Annotated in this window: 28 protein-coding genes and 1 tRNA gene; 11 read left to right on the top strand and 18 right to left on the bottom strand. The window is 62.5% G+C overall.

The features are described from left to right. Positions 1 to 66: 66 nt before the first annotated feature. The 11 genes from LZ012_RS11990 to LZ012_RS11940 are packed head-to-tail and all read right to left on the bottom strand — an operon-like array spanning position 67 to position 9500. A complete protein-coding gene (locus LZ012_RS11990) occupies positions 67 to 969 on the bottom strand; it encodes a histone deacetylase family protein (protein WP_275711050.1) in 903 nt (300 codons plus the stop codon). A gap of 23 nt (positions 970 to 992) precedes the next feature. After that, complete coding sequence (locus LZ012_RS11985; RefSeq protein WP_275711049.1) at positions 993 to 1850, bottom strand: tetratricopeptide repeat protein; 858 nt, start codon at positions 1848 to 1850, stop codon at positions 993 to 995. Positions 1851 to 1868: 18 nt separating this feature from the next. Continuing rightward, complete coding sequence (locus LZ012_RS11980; RefSeq protein WP_275711048.1) at positions 1869 to 2543, bottom strand: hypothetical protein; 675 nt, start codon at positions 2541 to 2543, stop codon at positions 1869 to 1871. Next, complete coding sequence (locus LZ012_RS11975; protein ID WP_275711047.1) at positions 2543 to 3622, bottom strand: beta-ketoacyl synthase N-terminal-like domain-containing protein; 1080 nt, start codon at positions 3620 to 3622, stop codon at positions 2543 to 2545. Before LZ012_RS11975 ends, LZ012_RS11980 begins: the two co-directional genes overlap by 1 nt. A gap of 8 nt (positions 3623 to 3630) precedes the next feature. Further along, the gene (locus LZ012_RS11970; protein WP_275711046.1) at positions 3631 to 3900 is read right to left on the bottom strand and encodes a phosphopantetheine-binding protein; all 270 of its coding nucleotides are present in this window, start codon (positions 3898 to 3900) and stop codon (positions 3631 to 3633) included. Then, positions 3897 to 5111 (bottom strand): ABC transporter permease, encoded by a 1215-nt coding sequence (locus LZ012_RS11965; protein WP_275711045.1) that lies wholly within the window; start codon positions 5109 to 5111, stop codon positions 3897 to 3899. The genes LZ012_RS11970 and LZ012_RS11965 overlap by 4 nt, the downstream gene beginning before the upstream one ends. Positions 5112 to 5114: 3 nt before the next feature. After that, the gene (locus LZ012_RS11960; RefSeq protein WP_275711044.1) at positions 5115 to 6026 is read right to left on the bottom strand and encodes an ABC transporter ATP-binding protein; all 912 of its coding nucleotides are present in this window, start codon (positions 6024 to 6026) and stop codon (positions 5115 to 5117) included. Beyond that, complete coding sequence (gene darH / locus LZ012_RS11955; RefSeq protein WP_275711043.1) at positions 6026 to 7015, bottom strand: BtrH-related acyltransferase DarH; 990 nt, start codon at positions 7013 to 7015, stop codon at positions 6026 to 6028. The genes LZ012_RS11960 and darH overlap by 1 nt, the downstream gene beginning before the upstream one ends. Then, positions 7015 to 7410, bottom strand: coding sequence for a DarG family dialkylresorcinol biosynthesis protein (locus tag LZ012_RS11950; protein ID WP_275711041.1), 396 nt, complete (start codon positions 7408 to 7410; stop codon positions 7015 to 7017). Before LZ012_RS11950 ends, darH begins: the two co-directional genes overlap by 1 nt. Continuing rightward, entirely contained in the window at positions 7400 to 8566 is a 1167-nt protein-coding gene (locus tag LZ012_RS11945; protein WP_275711040.1) for a beta-ketoacyl-ACP synthase III, read from the bottom strand. The genes LZ012_RS11950 and LZ012_RS11945 overlap by 11 nt, the downstream gene beginning before the upstream one ends. Continuing rightward, positions 8550 to 9500 (bottom strand): dialkylrecorsinol condensing enzyme, encoded by a 951-nt coding sequence (locus tag LZ012_RS11940; RefSeq protein ID WP_275711039.1) that lies wholly within the window; start codon positions 9498 to 9500, stop codon positions 8550 to 8552. Before LZ012_RS11940 ends, LZ012_RS11945 begins: the two co-directional genes overlap by 17 nt. Before the next feature lie 158 nt (positions 9501 to 9658). Here LZ012_RS11940 and LZ012_RS11935 point away from each other — a divergent pair, with 158 nt between their 5' ends. The 7 genes from LZ012_RS11935 (at position 9659) to LZ012_RS11905 (ending at position 15234) form a co-directional block, all read left to right on the top strand. Further along, positions 9659 to 11296: a CTP synthase gene (locus LZ012_RS11935; protein ID WP_275711038.1), complete on the top strand. Its 1638-nt coding sequence runs from the start codon at positions 9659 to 9661 to the stop codon at positions 11294 to 11296. Further along, positions 11296 to 12132, top strand: a complete 837-nt coding sequence (gene kdsA, locus LZ012_RS11930) for a 3-deoxy-8-phosphooctulonate synthase (RefSeq protein WP_275711037.1) — start codon at positions 11296 to 11298, stop codon at positions 12130 to 12132. Before LZ012_RS11935 ends, kdsA begins: the two co-directional genes overlap by 1 nt. Continuing rightward, positions 12132 to 12440 carry a DUF1330 domain-containing protein gene (locus tag LZ012_RS11925; RefSeq protein WP_275711036.1) on the top strand — a complete coding sequence of 103 codons (309 nt, stop codon included), beginning with the start codon at positions 12132 to 12134 and terminating at the stop codon, positions 12438 to 12440. The genes kdsA and LZ012_RS11925 overlap by 1 nt, the downstream gene beginning before the upstream one ends. Before the next feature lie 36 nt (positions 12441 to 12476). Further along, the gene (gene eno, locus LZ012_RS11920) at positions 12477 to 13760 is read left to right on the top strand and encodes a phosphopyruvate hydratase (RefSeq protein ID WP_275711035.1); all 1284 of its coding nucleotides are present in this window, start codon (positions 12477 to 12479) and stop codon (positions 13758 to 13760) included. A 6-nt stretch (positions 13761 to 13766) separates the two neighbouring features. After that, on the top strand, positions 13767 to 14051 hold the full coding sequence (gene ftsB, locus LZ012_RS11915; RefSeq protein ID WP_011288098.1) for a cell division protein FtsB: 285 nt from the start codon (positions 13767 to 13769) through the stop codon (positions 14049 to 14051). Positions 14052 to 14150: 99 nt separating this feature from the next. Beyond that, entirely contained in the window at positions 14151 to 14618 is a 468-nt protein-coding gene (locus LZ012_RS11910) for a peroxiredoxin (RefSeq protein WP_275711763.1), read from the top strand. Between the two features lie 115 nt (positions 14619 to 14733). Then, the gene (locus LZ012_RS11905) at positions 14734 to 15234 is read left to right on the top strand and encodes an FKBP-type peptidyl-prolyl cis-trans isomerase (protein ID WP_275711034.1); all 501 of its coding nucleotides are present in this window, start codon (positions 14734 to 14736) and stop codon (positions 15232 to 15234) included. Positions 15235 to 15280: 46 nt separating this feature from the next. Here LZ012_RS11905 and LZ012_RS11900 read toward each other — a convergent pair whose 3' ends face one another. From LZ012_RS11900 to menD, 4 genes are all read right to left on the bottom strand, one after another. After that, entirely contained in the window at positions 15281 to 16228 is a 948-nt protein-coding gene (locus LZ012_RS11900; RefSeq protein WP_275711032.1) for a hypothetical protein, read from the bottom strand. Beyond that, the gene (mutS, locus tag LZ012_RS11895; protein ID WP_420839536.1) at positions 16225 to 18762 is read right to left on the bottom strand and encodes a DNA mismatch repair protein MutS; all 2538 of its coding nucleotides are present in this window, start codon (positions 18760 to 18762) and stop codon (positions 16225 to 16227) included. The genes LZ012_RS11900 and mutS overlap by 4 nt, the downstream gene beginning before the upstream one ends. A 61-nt stretch (positions 18763 to 18823) precedes the next feature. Beyond that, complete coding sequence (gene queF, locus LZ012_RS11890) at positions 18824 to 19669, bottom strand: NADPH-dependent 7-cyano-7-deazaguanine reductase QueF (RefSeq protein ID WP_275711028.1); 846 nt, start codon at positions 19667 to 19669, stop codon at positions 18824 to 18826. A gap of 40 nt (positions 19670 to 19709) precedes the next feature. Beyond that, positions 19710 to 21323, bottom strand: a complete 1614-nt coding sequence (gene menD / locus LZ012_RS11885; protein WP_275711027.1) for a 2-succinyl-5-enolpyruvyl-6-hydroxy-3-cyclohexene-1-carboxylic-acid synthase — start codon at positions 21321 to 21323, stop codon at positions 19710 to 19712. Positions 21324 to 21437: 114 nt separating this feature from the next. Between menD and LZ012_RS11880 the strand changes: the two genes are divergently transcribed. Together LZ012_RS11880 and LZ012_RS11875 are read left to right on the top strand one after the other, a co-directional pair. Continuing rightward, positions 21438 to 21514: transfer RNA gene (locus LZ012_RS11880), tRNA-Asp, on the top strand. Positions 21515 to 21689: 175 nt separating this feature from the next. Further along, positions 21690 to 22091, top strand: coding sequence for an Hpt domain-containing protein (locus LZ012_RS11875; protein ID WP_275711026.1), 402 nt, complete (start codon positions 21690 to 21692; stop codon positions 22089 to 22091). A gap of 15 nt (positions 22092 to 22106) precedes the next feature. Here LZ012_RS11875 and LZ012_RS11870 read toward each other — a convergent pair whose 3' ends face one another. Beyond that, positions 22107 to 22784: a response regulator gene (locus LZ012_RS11870; RefSeq protein WP_275711025.1), complete on the bottom strand. Its 678-nt coding sequence runs from the start codon at positions 22782 to 22784 to the stop codon at positions 22107 to 22109. A 41-nt stretch (positions 22785 to 22825) separates the two neighbouring features. Next, positions 22826 to 23275, bottom strand: a complete 450-nt coding sequence (smpB, locus tag LZ012_RS11865; RefSeq protein ID WP_275711023.1) for an SsrA-binding protein SmpB — start codon at positions 23273 to 23275, stop codon at positions 22826 to 22828. Between the two features lie 58 nt (positions 23276 to 23333). On the opposite strand from smpB, the gene LZ012_RS11860 reads away from it, so the two are divergent. Next, complete coding sequence (locus LZ012_RS11860; RefSeq protein WP_275711762.1) at positions 23334 to 23777, top strand: type II toxin-antitoxin system RatA family toxin; 444 nt, start codon at positions 23334 to 23336, stop codon at positions 23775 to 23777. Beyond that, the gene (locus LZ012_RS11855) at positions 23770 to 24096 is read left to right on the top strand and encodes an RnfH family protein (RefSeq protein ID WP_275711022.1); all 327 of its coding nucleotides are present in this window, start codon (positions 23770 to 23772) and stop codon (positions 24094 to 24096) included. Before LZ012_RS11860 ends, LZ012_RS11855 begins: the two co-directional genes overlap by 8 nt. A gap of 18 nt (positions 24097 to 24114) precedes the next feature. Here LZ012_RS11855 and LZ012_RS11850 read toward each other — a convergent pair whose 3' ends face one another. Then, positions 24115 to 24618 carry a DUF4124 domain-containing protein gene (locus LZ012_RS11850; RefSeq protein WP_275711021.1) on the bottom strand — a complete coding sequence of 168 codons (504 nt, stop codon included), beginning with the start codon at positions 24616 to 24618 and terminating at the stop codon, positions 24115 to 24117. Positions 24619 to 24630 lie beyond the last annotated feature (12 nt).

Genomic DNA, 24630 nt, shown 5'->3' with positions numbered 1-24630 from the left:
CATGAATTCACCAAGTTTGGCTGTTTTTGCCGTGCAGGGCGTCGAGCCAAGTCTTCAAACCGTACTTTAACCGCCCAGCAAGGCTTTGGCGAGGCGTATCGTCGTGCTGTGGATATGCACTGTGTCGTCGATCTGACGGGCGTATCCGCCCGCCATGGCGATGGCGACCGGGACATTGCGGATCTTGCAATGGGCGAAGACGTGGCGATCACGTTCGGCCAGTCCGGCAAAGCTCAGGCCCAGGCGGCCCAGACGGTCGTCATGGTAAGGATCGGCCCCGGCCAGATAAATCACCAGGTCGGGCCGGGACAGGTCGAAGGCGGTATCCAAACCCTCGTCAAGGCGGAGCAGGTAGGCCGCGTCGGTGCAGCCATCCGGCAATTCGATGTCGAGATCGCTTTCTTCCTTGTCGAATGGGAAGTTGCGGGCGCCGTGGATCGAGAAGGTGAAGGTACTGTCGTCGCCACGCAGGATGCTGGCCGTGCCGTTGCCCTGATGGACGTCGCAATCGACGATCAGGATGCGCCGGGCGCGCCCCTCGGCCTGCATGGCACGAGCGGCGACCGCGGCATCGTTGAATACGCAGAAACCCTCGCCGCGATCGCGAAAGGCGTGATGGGTGCCGCCCGCCAGATTGGCCGCCACGCCGTCGTTGAGCGCGGCGCGGCAAGCGCCGATGGTGGCGCCGGCCGAGCGCCGCGAGCGTTCGACCATGCCCGGGCTCCACGGAAAGCCGATGGCCTTCTGGGCGGCCGACGACAGCGTGCCGGCGGATACTGCCGCGATGTAGGCCGGCTCGTGGGCGCGGCCCAGTTCCTCATCGCTGGCGGCGTGCGGCAGGTGGAAATCGGATTCGCCGAACTCGCCGCTGGCCAGCAGGGCGGCGCGGAGCCGGGAATATTTTTCCATCGGGAAACGATGGCCGGCCGGCAGGGGCAGGACGAAGACATCGGTGTAGAACAGCTGCATGGCCGATACCTTCGCTAAAGCATTTAGTTCAAGGCTGCGGACATCTTGCGACGGAATTCGCGGACGAGGTCGTCGTATTGCTCGCCAGATAGCGCTTCGAACAGGGCCAGAACGGCCTTGCGGCCGGCGCCCTCGTTGAAGAAACGGTCGCGGCGAACCACTTCGAGCGCGGCGTCGAGCGCCTCGCGGAAGCGGCTTTGCGCGGCGTAAGCCTTGGACAGTTCGAGGCGGGTGGCGTGGTCGTCCGGATTGGCTTCCAGCTTGGCTTCGAGCGGTGCGGTGTCGGCAGCGCCGTCGAGCAGCGCCAGGCGGGCGCGCAGGGCATTGGCGCGATCCGGCTCGTTGGCGTATTCGCCGGCCAGCAGTTGCTTGGCTTCGTCGTTGCGGCCGAGTTGCATCAGCACATCGACGGCGTCGAGCTGGATGGCCTGGTCCTGCGGGTTGGCCTGGCTGGCTTGGACCAGCGCGGCGAGCGCTTCTTCCAGCTTGCCCTCGGCGACCAGGGCAGCGGCCTGCTCGCGCAGGTTGACCTGTTCCGGCCCGGCCGGCAGGGCAATGCGGTCGAGGAATTCGCGGATTTGTTTTTCCGGCAGGGCGCCGTTGAATTCATCGACCAGCTGGCCCTGGAACAGCACCTTGACCGACGGAATGCTGCGCACGCCGAAATGCTGCGCCAGTTCCGGGTTTTCGTCGGAATTGACCTTGGCCAGGATGAAGCGGCCCTTGTACTCCTCGGCCAGCTTTTCCAGCAGCGGCTTCAGGACCTTGCACGGCTCGCACCACGGCGCCCAGAAATCGACGACGACCGGCACGGTCTCGGCCGGGATCAGGACTTTGGCTTCGAACTCTTCGATGGAAACGTCAAATGCAAACTCGGACATGATGAGGGCCTGAAATGGTTAAAGTCGGGCGAATTCTACCGCCAGTCGCGGGTTGGTGGCGGAACGCAGGGAAAAGCCGGGCGTTTCGCCGGCAGTCAGCCATTCACTCAGCCGGCTAGGAATATCAGGTGTGTCGGGCTGGCTGGCGGTGCCGGCTACTTCGCCTATCTGGAAGCGAGCCAGCGTGTTTTCAAGCGGCAGCGTGCCGAGTGCCAGCCATTGCCCGGAAGCCGCATCGCTCCAGTGGTCGAGCTGGGCGCACAGTACCTTGGCGCAGCGTCCCTGATCCAGCCATCGGCCGGCCAGGGCGAGCAGCAGGCTCCAGTTGGCCGAGTCCGCGCTATCCAGCGGGAGGTGCATGGCCGACTGCAGGCCGGGCAGGAAGGGCTGGATCTGCGCGGCGGCGAGCGCCGGTTGGGTGGCCAGGAAGTCGTAGGGCATCGGTTCGCCGCCGCCGAGGCAGACCTCATCGAGCAGTGCGAGGGTTTCCTGGCGCGGGCCGCTGGTCGATTGCCAGAGCAGGATGGTCGGTAGCCGGCGCTGTTCGGTGGTCAGGCAGGCACAGGCACCGATCAAGGCGAGCTGGGTCAGGGCGGCGGCACGGCGTAGCGGTTTGCCGACTGCCGTCCGGACTTCGGCCGCGAGGGCATCCGGCGCGAATTCCTGGGTGACGAGGGCGTTGAGGAAAGCCATCAACTGCGCTCCACGACCAGGCTGGCCAGGCCGCCGCCGAAACCGATCAGGTTGAGCAGGGCGCGACGGACGGTGGCCTGGCGGCGAACGGTCACCGGAGCGAGTCCGATTTCGGCATCGCTGTCGCGGTAGTTGGCGGTGGCCGGAATTTGTCCGGCGTCGAGGCCGGCAAGCAGGGCGGCCAGTTCGGCGATGCCGCTGGCCCCCAGCGTGTGGCCGAGGGCCGGCTTCAAGGAGAGCAGGGGCGGCATGCTGGCGCCGAAAACCTGGCGCAGGGCATTGGCTTCGGCCAGATCGCTGCCCGGGGAGCCAGCGGCCTGCAGTTTGATCAGGTCGACGTCGGCCGGGGTGGCGTTGGCAGCATGCAGGCAAGCGCGCATCACGCCGGCAATCGGCCCACCGTCCGGGTCAGGGCCGGTGGTCGAGTAGGCATCCAGACCGGTGGCCAGTCCGCCGATTGTCCACGGCCCAGGGGAGGCGGACAGCTTGATGGCGGCGACGGCCTCGCCCAGCACAAGGCCGTCGCGGCGGGCGTCGAAGGGGCGGCACAGCGAGCGGGAAAGCAGTTCCATGGCGCCAAAGCCGGCCAGCGTACTGTCGTTGGCCAGTTCGATGCCGACGACGATGGCCTCGTCGATCAACCCGGCGGCGATCAGCGTACTGGCCGCATCGATGGCCGAAAAGCCGGAGACGCAGGCATTCGAGAAGCTGGCACGTGGGCCCTTCAGGGCCATCCAGTCGGCGATCTGGCGGCTGAACGAGGCGCTGCCGACGGGCATGTCGAACGGCGCTCCTTGCTGTTCGAAGAGGCCGATCTGGAAGGACGACGAGGCGACGAACAGCGGCGTGGCCGGGGCGTATGGCCCGAGTTGTGCGCTGACCTGGCGCACCGCGCGTTCAGCGCGCAAGGACCAGTCGGGCTCTTCCACCGGCAGGGCGTAATAGGGAAAGCGCCGTTCGCCCAGAGTGTGCTGGCCGGCACTGCATTCGCCCATCCACAAAGCGTCGCGGACGGCGGCCGGCGAGTCGCCGCGGGCGCAGAGCAGGCCGCTGGCGACGATATGGACGGGGCGCGACATGTCCGGACTCAGCCCCGGCTGGCCAGCCAGCCTTCCAGGTGGTCGGCCAGATTGGCGACGTTCGACAGGATGCGCCGGGTTTCCTTGCTGTCCGGCAGGCGCAGGCCGTATTGCTTCTTGATCGCCATCGAGACCTGCAGGGCATCGAGGGAATCGAGCTGCAGCGGGGCCTCCGGGCCGAACAGCACTTCGTCGTCGGTGATGCTGGCCGGGTCGCAATCCTTGTCGCAGGCTTCGACGATCAGGGCTTTTAGGGCAAGGCGGAGTTCGGCACTCATGCGGATTGGCGGTGGTTGAGCCAGACGGCGGCGGCCAGGGCGGCGGCGGCGAAGGCAAGCAGTTGGAGGAGGGCGGGCAGGATGGCGGCGAACCCGCCATGGCGCAGCATGACCGTGTGAAAGCCCTGCAGGCCCCAGGCCATGGGGGAGAATTCGGCCAGCGTCTGCATGGCGGCTGGCATCATGAACTTGGGCACCATGATGCCGCCGACGGCACCCATCAAAATGTTGCCGACGCCGCCGATGATGGTCGCCTGCTGGGTCGTCTTGGCCAGACTGGCGACGAGCAGCGCATAGGCGACGGCCGCCAGGCTGACCGCCATCGAAACCAGCCACCAGTGGAGCAGGCCGATGCCCTGCGGCATGACCAGCGCTTCGCCGCCAAAGATCGGCACGATGAACATGCCGACACCGACCATCAGCACGGACTGGACCTGGTTGACGATGAAGAAGGGCAGCAGCTTGCCGAGCAGCACCAGGCGGAACGGCAGGCCGATGGCGGCCAGACGCTGCAGCGTGCCCTGCTGGCGCTCGATGATCAGGATGGCGGAAATCGGGATGATCACGAAGAACATGGCGAAGACCAGCCAGGCCGGGACATTCTGCTGCACGGACGAGGGCGGGCGTATGCTGCGGTCGTTCTGCACGGCGACGCTGACGATCTCGTCCGGCCATTCGCGGTCGGGAGCATTGGCCGCCATCGGCAGGCCGAACAGCTTGCCGGCCTTGCGCGTCAGTTCATCGGCGCGCAAGGTGCCGAGCGCGGCATTGGTCTGGGTGCGGAAGGCCAGTTGCAGCGCCGGGTTCAGGGTCGGATCGACGAACAGGCTGAGCGGCTCGGTCGGCTGGCCGTCGGCGCCAGCCGGGGCGAGCAGGCGCTCGCCGAAGCCCTTGGGCAGCATCAGGACCAGTGCATAGCGGCCGTCGCGGATGGCCTGCCGAGCGTCGTCGGGATTGGCGACATTGGCCACGTGCCGGAAACTGCCGGCCTTGTTCAGGCGCTGGATCAGCGACTGCGAATGCGGGCTGCCGTCGAGATCGACGATAGCGTAGCCGACGTCGATGGCCGCCCCCGGCATGAAGGCGTCGTGCAGCGCCATGGTCATGACCAGGATGAAGATGATCGGCATGACGAATAGGGCAGCCAGGCCGTGCCGATCGCGGAGCAGGGCCAGGGTTTCCTTTTGCCACAGTGCGCTCAGTCGGCTCATGGCTCAGTCCCTTAGCGAGCGCTTGGTCAGGCGCATGAAGAGGTGTTCGAGGTTTTCGCGGCCGACTTTCAGTTGCTGCACGGCGCAGCCGGCGGTGGCCAGATTGTCGAGCAGGCGCGGCAGATCGGCGGCCGACGTGAGCTTCAGCCGGTATTTCATCGCCCCTTCACCGACGGCTTCATGGCGGCTGGCCAGGTCAGGCGGCAGTTCGGCATTCAATTCCAGTTCGACGACCGATTCGTCGCAGCGCAGCAGCGCTTCCAGTGCGCCTTCGGCCAGCACCTTGCCGTGGTCGACGATGGCGACGCGTTCGCAGATGGCTTCGACCTCTTCCATGTAGTGACTGGTGTAGATGACGGTGGTGCCGGTGGCCGGCAGGCCGGCGATGGAATCGAGCAGGAAGTGGCGGGATTGCGGATCGACGCCGACGGTTGGCTCGTCGAGGAGCAGCAGTTGCGGCCGGCCGAGTAGGCCGATGGCCAGGTTCAGCCGTCGGCGCAGGCCGCCGGACAATTGTTCGGCCGGTTTGCCGACCACCTGTTCGAGGCGGGCGAAGGCGACGGCTGCATCGATCTGGGTTCGCAGCTCTGCTTTGCTCAGTCCGAGCACACCGCCGAAGAAGCGCAGGTTTTCGGTGACGGTGAGCATCGGATAGAAGGCGTAATCCTGCGGCACCAGCGCGATGGCCCGCGGGTCGGCGGCCCGGGCTGCGGCCAGGGGGCGGCCGTTGAGCGTGATCTGCCCGCTGCTGGCCGATTGCAGGCCGGCCAGGATGGAGATCAGCGTCGTCTTGCCGGCGCCGTTCGGGCCGAGCAGGCCGTAGACGCCACCGGCCGGGATGTCTAGGGCGATGCCGTCGAGCGCCGCCGTTTCGGCACCGCGGTAGCGAAACGAAACGTCATCGATATGCAGCATCAGGCGGCGCTGCGCAAGTCGCGGAAAAAGGCCTGCTCGCGGTCGGCGATGGCGCGCAGCTTGGCGGCCAGCTTCGGCGGTTGCAGCGGGTCGCGGTCGCGGATCATGCGCGCCGTGGCCAGCGCGAATTCCCGCCATTCGTCGCCGATGTCGATCAACTGCTCGGCCAGTTCGCCCAGTGCCGGGCGATTGAGCAGATCGGCCGCCTCCTGCAGGAAACTGGCGTAGATGAAGCGGAAGCCGCCTCCGCCGGTGCCGATTTCCTCCTGCATGCGCACCACCTGGCCGATGAACAGCTTGCTATGGGCGGCACCGTTGCCGGCATCGAGTTTTTCAATGGCCTTGGCCAGCCAGCGGATGCCGCGCACGCCGATGATCGGCAACGGGGCATCGAGCATGATGCGCGTCGTCTTCTTGATGGCGGCCGGCAGCACCTTCTGCCAGTCGGGCGTCTGCGGCGTGCCGATTGGGTAGTAGAGCAGGCCCTTTGGTGCCAGCGCGCCCTTGGCGAAACGGGCGCGTTGCAGGTCGGCTGCCGGGCAGGTGACGGTCGTTTCGGCCACCGGGTCGGACAGCAGATAGTCGCCGGAGGCTTCGCGGCCGAAGGCCAGCACGTTGTGGGCGTTGAAGTGGAAACGCAGGTCTTCCGGCAGGTAGGGCAGCCAGAAGACCGAGGTCTGCAGGCCGACCAGCTTGCCCTGGTCGAGCAGTTCGTTCAGGCGGGCGACGCCGGCGGTCTGGCTGCCGAAGGTCTCGAAGCGCATCTTAAGGCCGAGCGGCTTCTGCAGGCCCTTGATGATGGCCTTGGGCGGCATCCGGTAGGCGACCAGCGGCAGGCCGTTGATCTTGATGATCGGCAGGTAGGCGAAGGAAAGCGCCGAGGACAGGCCGAAAGTCATCGGCTCCGAGAGCGGTAGCCCGTGATGGCGCAGCATCGCCGACATGACGCCGCTTTCGCAGTGGGAAGCCTGGCTGTGCTGGAAGTCCATCAGTCGGCCTTTTTCAGTTGTTCGACGCTGATGCCCATGGCGTCGGCGTAGGTGGCCAGTAGCGCAGCAGACAGGCCGGCGAAGACAGCCGGCCGGAAATGACGGCGGATGCGCCATTGCCAGATGCCGCTGGCTTGCGCCAGCAGCGGCACGTCCATACGCACCCGATACATGTGGTATTCGAGCGGCGAGGTCTGACCGGCCAGCACGCGCTGGCGGGCGTCTTCGGTCAGGCGCAGCAGGTCGTTGACGGCCTGCTTGGTGACGATTTCCTCAACCTCCCAGCCTGCCGACTGGACGATATGCAGCTTGCCGTCGGCGCCGCGCGCGTACATCGCCTTGCGGTGGCCGCCCAGCGTGCTGTTGCCTTCCTGCGGGACTTCGCTATCCAGCATGGTCGACAGCCGTCAGGTGCATCAGCGAACCGGTGAAGCGACCGCTTTCCGGAACGAAGCAGAGCAGGGTGTCGCCGTTTTCCAGGCGGCCGCTTTTCAGCAGTTCATCGACCATGATGTAGATCGACGCCGAGCCGGTATTGCCCTTGCTGTGCAGGTTGGTGAACCAGCGTTCCTGCGGGATGCTGACACCAGACGCGGCCATGCAGTCGGCCATCGGCTGGCGGAAATACTCGGAGGACATGTGTGGCAGGAACCAGTCGATGGCCTCGGCCGAGAGGTGGCGCTGGGTCTTGGCCTGTTCGAGCGACTTGCCGATGGTCTGGTAGGCGACCGCTTCGTTGAGTAGCCGAACATCCTGCTTGACCGTGAAGATCGAGCGGCTGTTCCAGTCTTCCGGCGAATACTGTTGCCAGCCTTTCAGCGTGCCGTCGGCCAGCTTTTCGGCCCCGGCGTACATGCAGGCTTCCATGGAATCGGCCTGCGACAGGATGTCGATCCAGTCGATACGCAGCGAAAGCCCAGTGGAACGCGGCTGCGGCTGGAGCAGGAAGGCACCGGCGCCATCGGAGAGCATCCAGCGCAGGAAGTCCTTTTCGAAGGCGATTTCCGGGTTGGTTTCCAGCTGGGCGACGCGGTGCGCCGATTCGGCTTCGAAGTTGCGCGCGTGCAAGCCCAACGAGGCGAGTTCGGAGCCGGTAGCTACGGCATTGCGTGCCTGGCCCGAGAGCACGGCCATCCAGGCGTACTTGAGCGCGGTGATGCCGGACACACAGATACCGGCAGTCGACACCACTTCGCAGGGCGGGGTGGCCAGTTCGCCATGCACCATGACGCCGTGGTTGGGCATCAGCTGGTCGGGGCGGGAGGTGCCGGTGACCAGGCAATCCATCGTCGACGGCGAGAAATGCTCGTCGGCCAGGCCGCGCACGGCCTCGGCGGTGAGTTGCGCGTTGGTGTGGGTGGCCACGCCGCTCGTCGGGTCGATGGCGTAGTGGCGCGTCCGGATGCCGTTGTTGCGCAGCACGATGCGTCGGGCACGCGACGGCTTGCCGCCGATCATGCCGAGCACCTGTTCGATATCGTCGTTGGCTACCGGCGCATTGGGCAGAAAGGAAGATGTGCCGGTGATGTAGGCACTATCGCGACTGGTCATATTTTTCTAGATTGAATTCCTGGGACCCGCTCGGCAGTTCCAGCTGAGCGCGCAGCCCCTCCAGGCGCGATTTCAGCAGCGGGGAAAGTAACCATTGTAACAATAGGCTTGTTGGAACGACCGTCAAAACCATCACAATCAGATAAATGGAGAACACCAGCAGGGCCGGACGGCGCTGCCAGCTGCCGCGTTTGCCAAAGCAGCGGATCAGGCGCGACCAGATGCCGAAGGCCCGTCGGCCTGCGCGTTCGCTGATCGCCAGCCGGGGATTGACGGTAACGGCGCGCAAGCCGGCGAGCATGGGCTGGCCTGATCTTTCGGCATCCCGGTCCAAGGCGTCAGCCAGGGCGCGGCCGAAACGGCTGGCGCCGCGGATTTCCTCCGGTGCTACGCCGGCTGGTGGCATGCCGAAAAAGCGGTCGCGCTTGCCAGTCAGCACCCAGCGCGGGGTCGTGATGAAGGTGGCCAGCGGATGACCGCGATCGGTAAAGGCCAGGTGGTCGCACAGCTTGCCGCCGGCCTGGGCGATCAATTTCTGCATGGTTTCCTGGGCCGACAGCCACATGTTGCGGCAGGAGACCAGGGTTACGACCGGCTTGTCGCGGATCAGGTGTTTTCCCGTCTCGCTGTGCAGGAAGGCGGTCATCGGCAGGGCCGGCGACAGAAACCAGACCTGGTAGCACAGGATGACCAGATCGAAGTCGGTTTCGGCAGGAATCGTCAGCGGTTTGAGCGGCGGTGCATCGAGTTGCACGCATTCGGGCATGGCGTCGACAAAATCGACAATCGGCCATGGAAACGGGTAAGGCTTGGCCGGAACCAGTGTTTCCAGATGCACCTGATGGCCGGCATCGCGCAGCGGACCGATGAGTTGGGCAGCGATGTCGGAAAGCTGGCCGGTTTGCGAATAATTGACGACGAGAACGTGCTTCAAGTGGGCTTCTGGCGGTGGATTCAGCGGGAATTCTAACAAAGGGGAGGGGCGCATTGTCGGTTGTCTGCTATTCGATATGAATGCCGTGCAAAGTCGACGCGCTTGGGGATTTTGGAGCTTATCGGCTATCATTCTGCTTTCCCGCAGCCTGTCTTTCCATGACCAAATACGTTTTCGTTACAGGTGGTGTCGTGTCCTCTTTGGGCAAAGGCATCGCCGCCGCGTCGCTCGGGGCCATTCTGGAATCCCGCGGCATCAAAGTTACCCACCTCAAGCTCGACCCGTACATCAACGTCGACCCCGGCACGATGAGTCCTTTCCAGCACGGAGAGGTTTTCGTCACCGAAGACGGCGCCGAGACCGATCTTGACCTTGGCCACTACGAGCGCTTCACCAGCGCCAAGATGACCAAGCGCAACAACTTCACGACCGGCCAGGTCTACGACACCGTGCTCAAGAAAGAGCGTCGCGGCGAGTACCTCGGCAAGACCGTGCAGGTCATTCCGCACATCACCGACGAGATCAAGACCAAGATCAAAGCCGGTGCCGAAGGCGCCGACGTGGCCATCGTCGAAGTCGGCGGCACGGTCGGCGACATCGAGTCGCTGCCCTTCCTTGAAGCCATCCGCCAGATGGGCATCCAGGAAGGCCGCAACAACGTCTGCTACATGCACCTGACGCTGCTGCCCTACATCCCTACCGCCGGCGAACTGAAAACCAAGCCGACCCAGCACTCCGTCAAGGAGTTGCGCGAGATCGGTATCCAGCCGGACATCCTGCTCTGCCGTGCCGACCGTTCCATGCCGGAAGAGGAACGCCGCAAGATCGCGCTGTTCTGCAACGTCATGCCGGAAGCCGTCATCGAGTGCCTTGACGCCGATTCGATCTACAAGATTCCGGGCATGCTGCACGAACAGATGCTCGACGAGATCGTCTGCCACAAGCTGAATATCCTGGCCAAGGCGGCCGACCTGACTGTCTGGGAAAACCTGATCGTCGCCCTGGAGCACCCGCTGCACCAGGTGAAGATCGCCTTCGTCGGCAAGTACGTCGATCTGACCGAGTCGTACAAGTCGCTGATCGAAGCGATCAAGCATGCAGGCATCCATACCCGTAGCGAAGTGAATATCGTCTATCTCGATTCCGAAGACATCGAGAAGAACGGCACTGGCGTCCTCGAAGACCTGGATGCCATCCTCGTTCCGGGCGGTTTCGGCCGCCGTGGCACGGAAGGCAAGATTGCCGCGATTCGCTATGCCCGTGAGAACAAGGTTCCCTATCTCGGCATTTGTCTCGGCATGCAGCTGGCCGTGGTCGAATTCGCCCGCGATGTGGCCGGCATGGAAACCGCGCACTCCACCGAGTTCGTTCAGGACACGCCGTATCCGGTGATCGGCCTGATCACCGAGTGGCTCGACGCTTCCGGCAAGGTCGAGAAGCGCAGCGAGGATTCCGATATCGGCGGCACAATGCGCCTCGGTGCGCAGGTCTGCAAGCTGGCCGAAGGCTCGCTGGCCCGCCAAATTTACGGTGCGCCGGAAATTACCGAGCGCCATCGCCATCGTTACGAAGTCAACAACACGCTGCTCGCCCAGCTCGAAGAGAAGGGCCTGAAGGTTTCCGGTCGTGCACCGGGTACCGATCTGTGCGAAATGGTCGAACTGCCGGCGGAAGTCCATCCCTGGTTCGTCGCCTGTCAGTTCCACCCGGAATTCACCTCCAACCCGCGTCAAGGTCACCCGCTGTTTACGTCCTACGTGAAGGCAGCGCTGGCCAATAAACAGGGCAAGAAATAATGAAACTTTGCGGTTTCGAGGCTGGTCTTGACCAGCCTTTTTTCCTGATTGCCGGGCCCTGTACCGCTGAATCCGAGCAGCTTTGCCTGGATGTGGCGGGGTATATGAAGGAAGTTTGTGCCCGACTGGGTATCAACTACATCTTCAAGGCGTCTTACGACAAGGCCAATCGCAGTTCCGGTACGTCTGTCCGAGGTCTCGGGCTCGACGAAGGCCTGCGTATCTTCTCGGAAGTGCAGCGCCAGATCGGCGTGCCCGTGCTGACCGATGTCCATGACATCGACCAGATCGCTCCCGTGGCGGCGGTGGTCGATGTGCTGCAGACCCCGGCCTTCCTGTGCCGGCAGACCGATTTCATCCACGCCGTGGCCTCCTGCGGCAAGCCGGTCAATATCAAGAAGGGCCAGTTCCTGGCGCCGGGCGACATGAAAAACGTTGTCGCCAAGGCGCGCGAAGTGAACAACGGCGCCGACAACATCCTGGTCTGCGAACGCGGTGCGTCCTTCGGCTATAACAATCTCGTTTCCGACATGCGCAGCCTGGCGATCATGCGTGAAACGGATTGCCCGGTAGTTTTTGACGCCACCCACTCGGTGCAGTTGCCGGGCGGGCAGGGGACCGTTTCCGGCGGCCAGCGCGAATTCGTGCCGGTGCTGGCGCGGGCAGCGGTGGCGGTCGGCATTTCAGGGCTGTTCATGGAAACCCATCCCTGTCCCGAAAAGGCATGGTCGGATGGTCCGAACAGTTGGCCGCTCGATCGTATGGAAGCCCTTCTCGCCACACTGGTGGCGCTCGACAAGGCGGTCAAGTCGGCCGGCTTCGAGGAACTGAAGTAATGTCGGCCAAGGGCTATGTCGTGGCCGAGGTCAAGGTGCATGACGCCGACGCCATTGCCCGATATCGCCAGCTGTCTACCGCCGCCGTCGAACAATACGGCGGTCGTTTCCTGGTCCGGGGCGGCGCTTCGGAAATTCTCGAAGGCAAATGGTCGCCGCCAGAGCGGATGATCGTCGTCGAGTTCGAATCGGTTGCGCAGGCCAAGCGCTTCTACGATTCGGCCGAGTATCAGGCGGCCCGCAAGGTCCGCGAACATATTGCCGAAATGAACATGCTAGTCATTTCCGGTGTTGATAATCAGGTTTAATTTGTTCTTTCAACCTTCTGAAAATAAGGAAGAAATATGAGTTCTATCGTTGATGTTGTTGCCCGCGAGATTCTGGATTCCCGCGGCAATCCCACTGTCGAAGCCGACGTTCTGCTCGAATCCGGCGTCATGGGCCGTGCTGCCGTGCCGTCTGGTGCCTCCACCGGCACTCGCGAAGCCATCGAACTGCGTGACGGCGATGCCAGCCGTTACCTCGGCAAGGGCGTGATGCAGGCTGTCGAGAACATCAACACCGAGATCTCCGAAGCCATCATCGGCCTTGATGCGCAGGAACAGGCCTTCATTGATCAGACCATGATCGACCTCGACGGTACCGACAACAAGTCGCGTCTCGGCGCCAATGCCATCCTGGCCGTCTCGATGGCCGTCGCCAAGGCTGCTGCCGAAGAATCCGGTCTGCCGCTCTACCGCTACTTCGGTGGTATGAGCCCGATGCAGATGCCGGTGCCGATGATGAACATCATCAACGGTGGCGAGCACGCCAACAACAGCCTGGATATCCAGGAATTCATGGTCATGCCGGTTGGTGCTGCCAACATTCGCGAAGCCATCCGTTGCGGCGCTGAAATCTTCCATGCACTGAAGAAACTGCTCAACAAGAAGGGCCACTCGACTGCCGTCGGCGACGAAGGCGGTTTTGCCCCGAACCTGGGCAGCCACGCCGAAGCCCTGCAGATCATCATGGAAGCCATCGAAATGGCCGGTTACGTGCCGGGCCAGGACGTCCTGCTGGCGCTCGACTGCGCCGCTTCCGAGTTCTACAAGGACGGCAAGTACAAGCTCTCCGGCGAAGGCCTGGAGCTGACTTCCGCCCAGTTCGTCGATTACCTGGCCAATCTGGCTGACCAGTTCCCGATCGTGTCCATCGAAGACGGCATGTCCGAAGCCGACTGGGACGGCTGGAAGCTGCTGACCGATCGCCTGGGCGACAAGGTGCAGATCGTCGGCGACGACGTCTTCGTTACCAATACCAAGATCTTCAAGGAAGGCATCAAGAAGGGCATCGGCAATTCGATCCTGATCAAGATCAACCAGATCGGCACCCTGTCCGAAACCTTCGCTGCCGTCGAAATGGCCAAGCGCGCCGGATACACCGCCGTGATCTCGCATCGCTCCGGTGAAACCGAAGACAGCACCATCGCCGACATCGCCGTCGGCCTGAACGCCGGCCAGATCAAGACCGGTTCCCTGTCGCGTTCAGACCGTATCGCCAAGTACAACCAGCTGATCCGCATCGAGGAAGACCTGGGCGATACCGCTTCCTACCCGGGCCGCGAAACCTTCTACAACCTGCGTTAATCGCGCATGCGTTGGCTGACGGTCGGCCTCCTCGCAGCCATCGGCCTGCTCCAGTACCCCCTATGGGTGGGTAAGGGGGGCTGGCTGAAGGTGTGGGAATACGACCGTCAGTTGCAGCAGCAAAAGGAAGTCACCCGCAAACTGGAAATCCGGAATGCGGGTCTCGATGCTGAAGTTCGCGACCTGAAACAAGGTTACGACGCCATCGAGGAACGTGCCCGCTTCGAATTGGGCATGGTCAAACAGGACGAAACCTTCGTCCAGATCCCGGAAAAAGTTCCCGGAAAATAAATCTCCAAACTCGGCCGGACGATGTAGTCACCCGTATTTCCCTCCGCTAGAATCGCTCCAAGCAGTCCCCCGCGCAGAGCGTTCAAGGAGAACAATATGCTGCTAAAGGTTGGCGAAAAAGCCCCGGTGTTTTCATTGCCGGATGCCGACATGGAGACGATTGATCTGGCCCGGTACCAGGGTAAACACATCGTGATTTTCTTCTATCCGAAGGACGGCACGCCGTGTTGCACCAAAGAGGTCACCGACTTCTCGGATCACGAAGACGAGTTTCTGCGTCATAACTGCGTGCTCTTGGGCATCAGCCGCGACGACTGCCTGAAACATGCGGAATTCCGCGACAAGGAAGGTATCGGTATCGAGTTGCTGTCGGATACCGAAGGGGTCGTCTGCAAGCAGTACGGCGTCTGGCAGTCCAAAGAGGTGGACGGTCACAAGAAATTCGGCGTCTGCCGTTCGACCTTTATCATCGACGGCATGGGGACCATTCGTCATGCGCTCTACAACGTCAATTACAAGGGGCACGCCCTTGAGATTCTGCGCTTGGTCAAAGAGCTGAATTCATGAGCCTTGGGGCGGGGTGATAGAATTGTTCTTCTCGCGCCGATTCGGAATGAGGCAGAAATTTGCCTTTGACCGAAAAATTGCCGGGAAAGCCCATCAATATTAGGAATTCCAAAGTATGAACATGCAGGTTGCCAAGAATACCGTCATCACGCTCGACTACCACGTCAAGGACCCGGATGGGGAGGTGGTCGACGAGGGCCGCGAGCCGCTGGTTTACCTGCATGGCGGCTACGACGATATTTTCCCGAAGATCGAGGAAGCGCTGCAGGGCAAGAAGATCGGCGAGTCGGTGCAGATCAAGCTGCAGCCGGACGAGGCCTTTGGCGAATACGACGCCGAGATGGTCCAGATCGAGCCGCGCAAGGATTTCCCGAAGGAACTCCAGGTCGGCATGCAATTCGAAGGCGGTCCGGAAGATGGTGGCGAAGATGATTTCGTGATTTATCGGGTGACCGATATTGCCGACGACAAGGTCGTTCTTGACGGCAATCACCCGCTGGCAGGCATGGCCCTGGTGTTCACCTGCACGGTGACGGCGATTCGCCCGGCCAGCGAAGAAGAGGTCGAACACGGCCACGTGCACAATCCGGACGACGACGGCGAAACCTGCCACTGATCCGTTCGTTGCACAGGCGAGAAAAAACCCGCTGCGGCGGGTTTTTTTATGGCTGGGACGCTGGGGGCCAGGGGTGGGTTATGAAACGCAGCGGATTCGTCGCGTCGCTATCGATAATGCCTTCCGTCCAGCCCATGATCGGGTAGCCGAAAGTCTCGACCCGGACGAAGTTCTGGATCGGACGACCGCTGCAGTCACGCAGCGGCTGGTCTACACGGCTGATATGGGTGTCGCCATGCACGGCAACGACCTGCCCGGAAAAATTCAGGGTTTCCTCGCGCAGGGTATCGAGAAACTCCCGATAGCCCCGATGCGGAAAGCCCTGGCCATAGTGCGTGAAACTCGGGTTGGCCTGGAAAAGCAGGACGATGGCTGATTTTTTGTCGCGACGGGCCACGGCGAAACTGTCCTTCAGCCAGGCCTGGACGACCGGGTTGCGGGCCAGGAATTCCGGCCGCGGATCGCTGGTCATGCCCCAGTTGTTGTTGCCGCCCGGCAGATTGAGCGTGACGAACAGCACGGGGCCGACCGAGAAGCGGGCATGCTCCGGATAGGAGCCGGGCTGGCGCTCCACGGGCATGCTGTGCTTGCCGAGAGACTCATCTTTCTGCCAGAACAGGGCTCGCAGTTTGGCTAGACGTTCCTGCGGATCATAGGCGCCATTGCTCAGGCGGTCACAATCGGTCCATTCGTTGTCGCCCGGGATATAAACGAATGGGACGCGGCTACTGGCGAAGAGCTGTCGGCGGTCTTCGAACAGGGCATTGTCGCAGCGCTCCGAACCTTTCTTGAAATCGCCGATGTGGGCGATGAAGGCCACCGGATGGTCGGCGATGGCGGCCATCATTTTCGGCACTTCGGCTCGCTCACGCTCGGAATAGGGCGTATCGCCGATCAGGGCGAAACGCCAGGTTTCGGCAACGGCCGGCGTGCCCAAGGACAGCAGGAGAGCAATGAGGCTACCGATTGCAGCCTTGCTCCAAGCCAATCTCACCGCAGCAAGCCTTTCAGCGCATACAGCGCATCGAGTGCCTCGCGTGGCGTCAGGCTGTCCGGATCGATGGCAGCCAGCCGGTCGATGACCGGATGCGGTTCGGGTTCGAGCGGTTCCGGCTCGCCCTGGGCGAAGAGGTCCGGTTGCAGCGGATCGACGGTGGCACGCTGCTCGAACTCCCGCAGCTGCTTGCGGGCGGCGCGCACGACGGCGGACGGAATGCCGGCCAGCGCGGCGACCTGGATACCGTAGCTCTGGTTGGCCGGGCCTTCCTCGACGGCATGCATGAAGACGATGCGGTCGTTGTGCTCGACAGCGCCGAGGTGCACGTTGGCCAGTTCTGAATATTCGTGCGACAGGCGGGTCAGCTCGAAGTAGTGCGTGGCGAACAGCGTCAGGCTACGGTTCTTCTCGACCAGATGGCGCAGGATGGCGAAGGCCAGCGCCATGCCGTCGAAGGTCGAGGTGCCGCGGCCGATTTCGTCCATCAGGACCAGGCTTTGATTCGTCGCATGGTGCAGGATGGCTGCCGCTTCGGTCATTTCGACCATGAAGGTCGAACGGCCGGAGGCGAGGTCGTCGGAAGCGCCGATGCGGGTGAAGATGCGGTCCAGCGGGCCGAGCACGCAGGATTCGGCCGGCACGTAGCTGCCGATGTGGGCGAGCAGGGCGATCAGCGCCACCTGGCGCATGTAGGTCGATTTACCGCCCATGTTGGGGCCGGTGATCAGCAGCAGGCGGCGGTTTTCGGCGAGCAGGCAGTCGTTGGCGATGAAGGTTTCCGCCTGGTTGGCCAGTTCGCCCTCGACGACCGGGTGGCGGCCATTGACGATGCTAAGCTGGGTGTCGGCCGCGAATTCCGGCTTGCACCAGTTGCGCTTCAAGGCCGATTCGGCGAAACCGGCCAGTAGGTCGAGCTGGGCGACGGCACGGGCGATGGTTTGCAGGGTCGGGACAACCGGCAGCAGGGCGTCCAGGATGGCCTCGTAGAGCAGCTTTTCGCGGGCCAGCGAGCGTTCCTGGGCGGACAGCGCCTTGTCCTCGAAGGCTTTCAGTTCCGGCGTGATGTAGCGCTCGGCGTTCTTCAACGTCTGCCGGCGGCGGTAGTCATCGGGAATCTTATCGACGTTGGCATGGGTGACTTCGATGTAGAAGCCATGCACCTTGTTGAACTCGACCTTGAGGCTGGCAATGCCGGTCCGTTCGCGCTCGCGGACTTCCATGTCGACCAGGAAGGCGCCGCAGTTGTCGTTCAGCGAGCGGAGTTCGTCGAGGTCGGGGTCGTAGCCCGGGGCGATGACGCCGCCGTCCCGCACCTGGGCGCCGGGTTCGGCGGCGATGGCGCGGACCAGCAGTTCGAGGGCGCCTTCCGGCGTCTGCAGTTCGGAAAAAAGCTGGGCGATCAGCGGCGCCGGTTGCTCCATTAGCGGCGCGCGCAATTCCGGCAGGCGGGCCAGCGATTCGCGCAGGCTGGCGAGGTCGCGCGGGCGGGCGTTGCGTAGCGCGATGCGGCCGGCGATGCGCTCGATATCGGCAATGCCGCGCAGGGCTTTGCGCACTTCGCCGGCCAGACGGCCGTAATCCTCGAGCAGACCTTCGACGGCGCCGTGGCGCAAGGCGGGAATGCCGCGTTCGCGCAGCGGGTGATGCAGGATGTGGCGCAGCAGGCGGGAGCCCATGCTGGTCACGCAATTGTCGAGCAGCGAGAACAGGGTGGGCGACGGCTGGCCGCGCAGGGTTTCGGTCAGTTCCAGATTGCGCCGGGTGGCCAGGTCAAGGCCGAGAAAGGCGCCTTCCAGTTCCACTGTCAGGCCGCGCAGATGGGGCAGCTTGCCCGATTGCGTGGCCTGGGCGTATTGCAGCAGGGCGCCGGCGGCGGCGATGGCCGGTTTCAGACCCTCGGCCCCGAAGCCGGCCAGCGAGGCGACTTCAAACTGGTCGCAGAGCAGGCGGCGGGCCGAGTCGTAGTCGAAATACCAGTCCGGCTGGCGGGTACGCGCCGCGTCGATGCCGAAATTCGGGGTCCAGCTTTCCGGGTAGAGAATCTCGGCCGGCCGGATGCGCTCCAGGGTGGCCGGAATCTGCTCGACAGCGACTTCGATCAGGATGAATTCACCGCTCGCCAGGTTCAGACGGGCGATGCCGGCGGTATTGCGGTGCGTGGCGACGGCGAGCAGCCAGAGGTCCTGTTTGTCGTCGATAAGCGCCGCGTCGGTCAGCGTGCCGGGCGTCACGATGCGCGCCACGGCACGTTCGACCGGCCCCTTGCTGGTGGCCGGGTCGCCGATCTGCTCGCAGATGACCGCCGATTCGCCCAGCTTGACCAGGCGGGCGAGGTAGGGCTCCAGGGAGTGGAAGGGCACGCCGCACATCTTGATCGGCACGCCGGCCGACTGGCCGCGCGTGGTCAGCGTGATGTCGAGCAGGCGGGCCGCCTTTTCGGCATCTTCATAGAACAGCTCGTAAAAATCGCCCATCCGGTAAAACAACAGGGTGTTCGGATGCCCGGCCTTGAGAGCCAGGTATTGAACCATCATGGGGGTGTGCTTGGGCTGCTCTGTTTTTGCTTCTTTTGCCATGTTCTTGGAGTATGGGTTACTGCCGGATTTCGCGGGTGTTGTCGGGTGCGGGGTTGTCGCCGGTGCTGCGGAAGGGATTGATGTCCAGTCCGCCACGCCGGGTGTAGCGGGCGTGTACGGCGAGCGCCTGCGGCTGGCAGCGGGCCTGCAGATCGGTAAATATCCGCTCGACGCACTGTTCGTGGAATTCGTTGTGGTTGCGGAAGGAGACGATGTAGCGCAACAGGCCGGCACGGTCGATCGGCTGGCCCCGATAGCGGATGACGACCATCGCCCAGTCCGGTTGGCCGGTGACCAGGCAATTGGATTTCAGTAGGTGCGAGTACAGCGTTTCCTCTACCACTTCGTCGGGCATGGTGGCCAGCAGTTCGGGAGCCGGCTGGTAGCGGTCGCAGGCGACGTCCAGATCGTCGATCAGGATGCCTTCCGGGATGCCGATGGTTGCGGCAGGCCTTGTCGATAACGGCTGCAGTGAAACATCGACCGGCCGTCCGGTAGCGGCCGACAGATCGCGCGCCATGGTGGCCGAGACCGCTTCCGTGGTCGGAAAGCTGGTCTGGTTGAACGAGTTGAGGTAGAGCTTGAAGGACTTCGATTCGATCAGGTTCGGGCTGTCCGCCGGTACGCGGAAGCTGCCTACCGCAACCACGGGTTTGCCTTTGGGATTCAGCCACGACAGTTCGTAGGCGTTCCACCAGTCTTCGCCGACAAAGGGCAGGGCGGCGTCGACGATACCGATTTCGCTACGCTTCAACTGCCGCGGAATGGGATAGAGCAATTCCGGCGCGTAGTGGCTCTGGTATTCGGTGGCCTTGCCCAGCGGCGAGGCGTGGCTGGGGTCGTGAGGTGTGGTCGGGGTCATGGGGGCGAATTTTACCTGCTTGCCTGGCGGGCGAAGCTGGTCACAGCTGCTTCAATTCGATCAGGTGCGCTCCGCCGCTGCTCAAGGCATGGCCTAGCGCGCTATGCAGTCCGCTGGTGGACTGCGCACACTGGTAGCTCAATCCGAAAGCTAAGGCGGCATGCTCGAAATCGACCTCCTGCGGGGTGCGCCAGCCCTTGATGAATTCCGGCAGGCTGTGCTGCGGCAGATAATCGAATATGCCGCCGCCGCCATTGTTGACGGTGACGATCACGATATCGAGACCGCGGGTCAGGGCCAGGCCACCGATGTCGTGCTGGCAGGTCAGGTCTCCGATCAGGGCGACCGTGCGGCCTTTCGCACTGGCGATGCCGGCCGCCGTCGAGATGTTGCCGTCGATTCCGCTGGCGCCGCGGTTGGCGTAGAGGTGGAGCGTCTTATCGGCATGACCGGAGAGGGAATCCAGTTGTCGGATAGCCAGCGAGTTGCCGATGAACAGGGCGGTTTCGGCGGGCAACGCATCCAGCACGGCAGCGATGTGATCCGGCTCGCGATCTTGCATCGCCCGCTTCTCCTGTGCGGAGAAAGCAGCCAGCCAGCCGTCGGCTGCCGGTTCCAGCTTTTTACGCAGCAAGTCTTGGCAGAATGCCGTCGGGTCGGCGCGCAGCAGATGGGTGATCTGACGCGACGGATCGATCCACCTTGGCCACGGATCGACCACGATGTGCATCGCGGCATTGCCTGACACGTAGTTTTGCAGATTTCGGGTTGCCGGAAAGGCGCCGAAACGAAGTATCCATTCCGGCTTGAGGAAGGCATGCGCTGCGCCAGCATCCAGCCAGCGGTTGTAGCCGACGCAGACATGCGATCGGTCGTGCGGTCCGAAGCGCAGGCCGGACAGCGGCTCGGCAAGGATCGGGCAGGCCAGCCGGCTGGCCAACTCGGCCAGGGCAGCATTCTGGCCGGGATTTGCCGGCATCTCGCCACAGACCATGACGCCGGGACGGCCTGAAAGGTGCTTGGCCAGTTCGGCGATCTGCTGGGCATCGGGCTGTGGTCTGGCGTGCGCCGCCTGCAAGCGTGCTGGAATGTCGTCGCCGACCGCCGGCGCGACAGGCAACAACGGTTCGCGGAAGGGCTGGTTGATATGGACCGGGCCGGGGTAGGGCCAGCTTGCCTGTTCATGAATCTGAGCCGCCAGGCGGTGCAGATAGCCGGGGTCGAAGCCCGGGTGCGGCGCCCCCAAGGCGTGACTGGCGCGCATGTGTGGCGCGAACATGGCGGATTGGTTGACCGTCTGATTGGCGCCGCAGGCCTGCAGTTCCGGCGGTCGATCTGCCGAAATGGCGATCAGCGGGACGCCGCTGTGGCTGGCTTCGATGATGGCCGGCAACCAGTTGGCGGGCGCCGTTCCCGAGGTGGCCAGCAGCAGGGCAGGGCGCCGTTGTGCCTTGGCGATGCCGAGGCCGAAAAATGCTGCGCTTCGCTCGTCAATGGCGACATGGCAGCGCAAGCGCGGCTGGCGCAGCATCGCCAGGGCCAGCGGGGTGGAGCGCGAACCGGGCGAAATGACGGCATCGGTGATGCCCGCCGCGACAAAACCGGCAATCATGGCTTGTGACCACTGAAGGTTGAGCGAGCCGGTATCGGTCATGTCGTCGGGCTGGTGGCGAAAAATGTGAATTGTAGTCGTTGTATTTCGCCCGCAACCATGGGGCCGTGCTATTATTCGCCCCGCTCATCGCTGACCGGCGGTGAAGCCCGACGCGGAGTGGTAGTTCAGTCGGTTAGAATACCGGCCTGTCACGCCGGGGGTCGCGGGTTCGAGTCCCGTCCACTCCGCCAGTCATATCATCAAGCCCGAAAAGCAGTGTTGCTTTCGGGCTTTTTGTTTTTCTGCGCGCTTTTTCTGGATAGGCAGGCTGTAACCCTCGCGGGACTAGGGTAACGCCCAGTTCACCAAGGCACCTCCTTGCTCATAAGCTATGACCAAACAATACAAAAAGCTTAGGGGCTGTTCATGTCGGATCTTGGTTTCACGCAGCAGGATAGCGGCTTTTGCAACCTCGACTACCTGATGGTCAATCTCGGCCGAAACGAAGCGACCACTATGCGCTTGGTTGGCTTGTTTCTGGAGAACTATCCGGCGCTGTCGGAACGCCTTAATCTGGCGCTGGAGGCTGGTGACAGTGTGGCGCTCCTCGATGCGCTGCACAATATCCGGAGCAGCTGCGTGTTATTTTCTGGCCATCGCTGCGTCGATCTGGCCAAGGCCTTCGAAGAATCGGTGCGTGACCACATGGACAAGGCGCCATCAAGCGATGTTCTCAGCGACTGGAAGCTGATGGCGGAGTCGCTGATCGCCTGCATGCATTGCATGGCTTCGGAAATGAAGGTTTTTTTAGCCGGCCGGCACGGCTAGGCCGGTCAAGTCAGCTCAGCACAGCACGCCGTTTTGGACGGCAAAGCGGGTCAGCCCGGTTACGTCGTGGGCGCCGATCCGTTGCATCAGGCAACTGCGATGGAATTCGACTGTTTTCGGACTGATACCGAGATCGCGGGCGATTTCCTTGGTCGTCTTGCCCGAGGCGACGAGGCGTAGAACCTCCAGTTGGCGCGCGGTCAGATGCGTTTTGCCGTCCCCCCCACCGTTGCTTGTGGTGGCGATTTCGGTATCGCGAATGCGTGGCGAAAGGTAGCGCTGGCCGCTTAGGATCGCCTGCAGTGCTTCATGCAATTCACTCAGCACGAAATCCTTCAGCAGATAACCATTCGCTCCCGCATTGATCGCCTGGTCGATAATTTCCCGACGATCGATGCTGGACAGCATCAAAATCCGGATGTCGCCATCGAGTCGGCGAACCGCATTCGCCACTTCAATTCCCGACGGGCCGGGCATTGCGATGTCAAGCAGGATGACGTCCGGCTGGTATTGCCGCGATGCGGCAATTGCTTCGTGCCCATCGGCACATTCGGCAACAAGCTCGTAGTCGGGAAGCGTTTCGACAAGGGCGCGAATGCCTGCACGAATCAGAAGCTGGTCGTCGGCGAGGATAATGCGAATTTTTTTCATGGCCGAGCTTTGGTTTTGCCGTTTAGGAACATCATGCTTCATCTGGCTCGGCGGGTTATTGATGCAAGTCTACTGATTGCGGTTTATCGCTGGTGTTCCTTCATGGCGCGCTGGGCTTCGCGCTTGGAATCCTTTTCCAGCGCAGCGGCACGTTTGTCGTGCTGCTTTTTGCCCTTGGCCAGACCTATTTCGAGCTTGATCCGTCCGCGCAGGAAATGCAGATCCAGCGGAACCAAGGCATAACCGGCACGTTCGACCTTGCCGATCAGCTTGCTGATTTCGTTGCCGTGCAACAGGAGTTTGCGCGTGCGTGTCGGGTCGTGCTTGTTGTGCGTCGAGGCGGTGGTCAGCGGCGTGATGTGCATGCCGATCAGGAACAGTTCGGCACCCTTGATGATGACGTAGGATTCCTTGATGTTCATCCGGCCGGCGCGAATGGCCTTGACTTCCCAGCCCTCCAGGACGATGCCCGCCTCGTATTTTTCTTCGACGAAGTAGTCGTGGAAGGCTTTTTTATTGACCGTAATGCTCATGCTGCCTGGCGATCCATTAAAATTGCGATTCTACAGGATTCAGGAACACTGCCACCGCATGGCTCTGGTTGAAAAGACAGTCTTGATCGAGCAATCGGCCGAACGCATGTTCGAACTGGTGGATCGTTGCGAGGATTACCCGGCATTTCTCCCCTGGTGCAGCCATACCGAGGTCAAATTCCGCGATGCGGCCCGGACTGTGGCCACCTTGCATATCAATTACCACGCCGTGAAATCATCGTTTACCACCGAAAACGACAAGGAATTCCCGCGCCTGATGAACATTCGTCTGGTTGACGGCCCGTTTCGCCGGCTGGAGGGAGCGTGGCACTTCAAGCCGCTGGCTGAAAACGCCTGCAAGATCGAATTCAAGCTGCACTACGAATTCTCCAGCAAGCTGTTCGAAAAGGTTATCGGCCCGGTGTTCAGTCATATCGCAAATACGTTTGTCGATGCTTTCGTGCGTCGGGCAGGCCAGGTTTATGGAGCCACTCATGGTTGAAAAATTGAATGTCGAAGTCTGCTATGCCATGGGCACCAAGCAGGAGCTTGTTCGCGTCGCCGTTCCCGAAGGGGCGACCTTACAGCAGGGGCTGGAAGCTTCCGGCTTGCTCGGCAAGTATCCGGAAATCGACATCAAGAAGAACAAATTCGGAATCTGGAACAAATTGTCCAAGCTCGACGCCGTGCTGCGTGACAAGGATCGAATCGAAATCTATCGACCCTTGATCGCCGATCCGAAGGAGGTCCGCAAGCAACGCGCAGCGGAAGGCAAGGTCATGAAAAAAGGTGCCGGGGAAACCGACGCCTCCGAGGGCTGAGAGCCAGCAAGTTCCTTCCTATTTGCAGGACTCGGCGATAAAGCGTCGGGCGCGCTCGAGTTCCTGCTCGCGCTGCGTCGTATCCATGAATTTGCGCTGACCCTTGTCATCCAGCGTGACCATGGGCTGGTTGTTTTCCAAGGCTGTCAGATTGCGCTTGGCTCGTTCGCAATTATCTTTCTTCTCGGCGTCGGCTGCAGCTTCCTTTGCCTGCTTATCAGCCTTGTCCTTGGCTTCCTGCTGGCGCCTCTTGAATTCCAAGTCTTTCTCGGCCGTCGTTTTCGGACTCTCCGGCGCCTTGGCGTCATCAGCTGGTTTCTCAGCCGGCTTTTCGCTGACTACGGAGGGCTGAGGTGCACCAATCGCCCGGCGGCTTTTTGCGTTGGACGGGGGGGGGGTGTCGGAAATCACGGTTTGCCCCGTGCTGTCTTTCCATTGGTAAGTTTCAGCATAAGCCGCGTTGATTGCTGCGACGGAGGTGGCTGCGGCAGCTACCAATACGAGGATTGATTTCGAGGTCATCGGGGTTTCCTT

This window comes from Dechloromonas hankyongensis (assembly GCF_022012295.1).
Lineage (GTDB): Bacteria > Pseudomonadota > Gammaproteobacteria > Burkholderiales > Rhodocyclaceae > Azonexus > Azonexus hankyongensis.
This window is presented reverse-complemented; position numbering and strand designations above follow the sequence as displayed.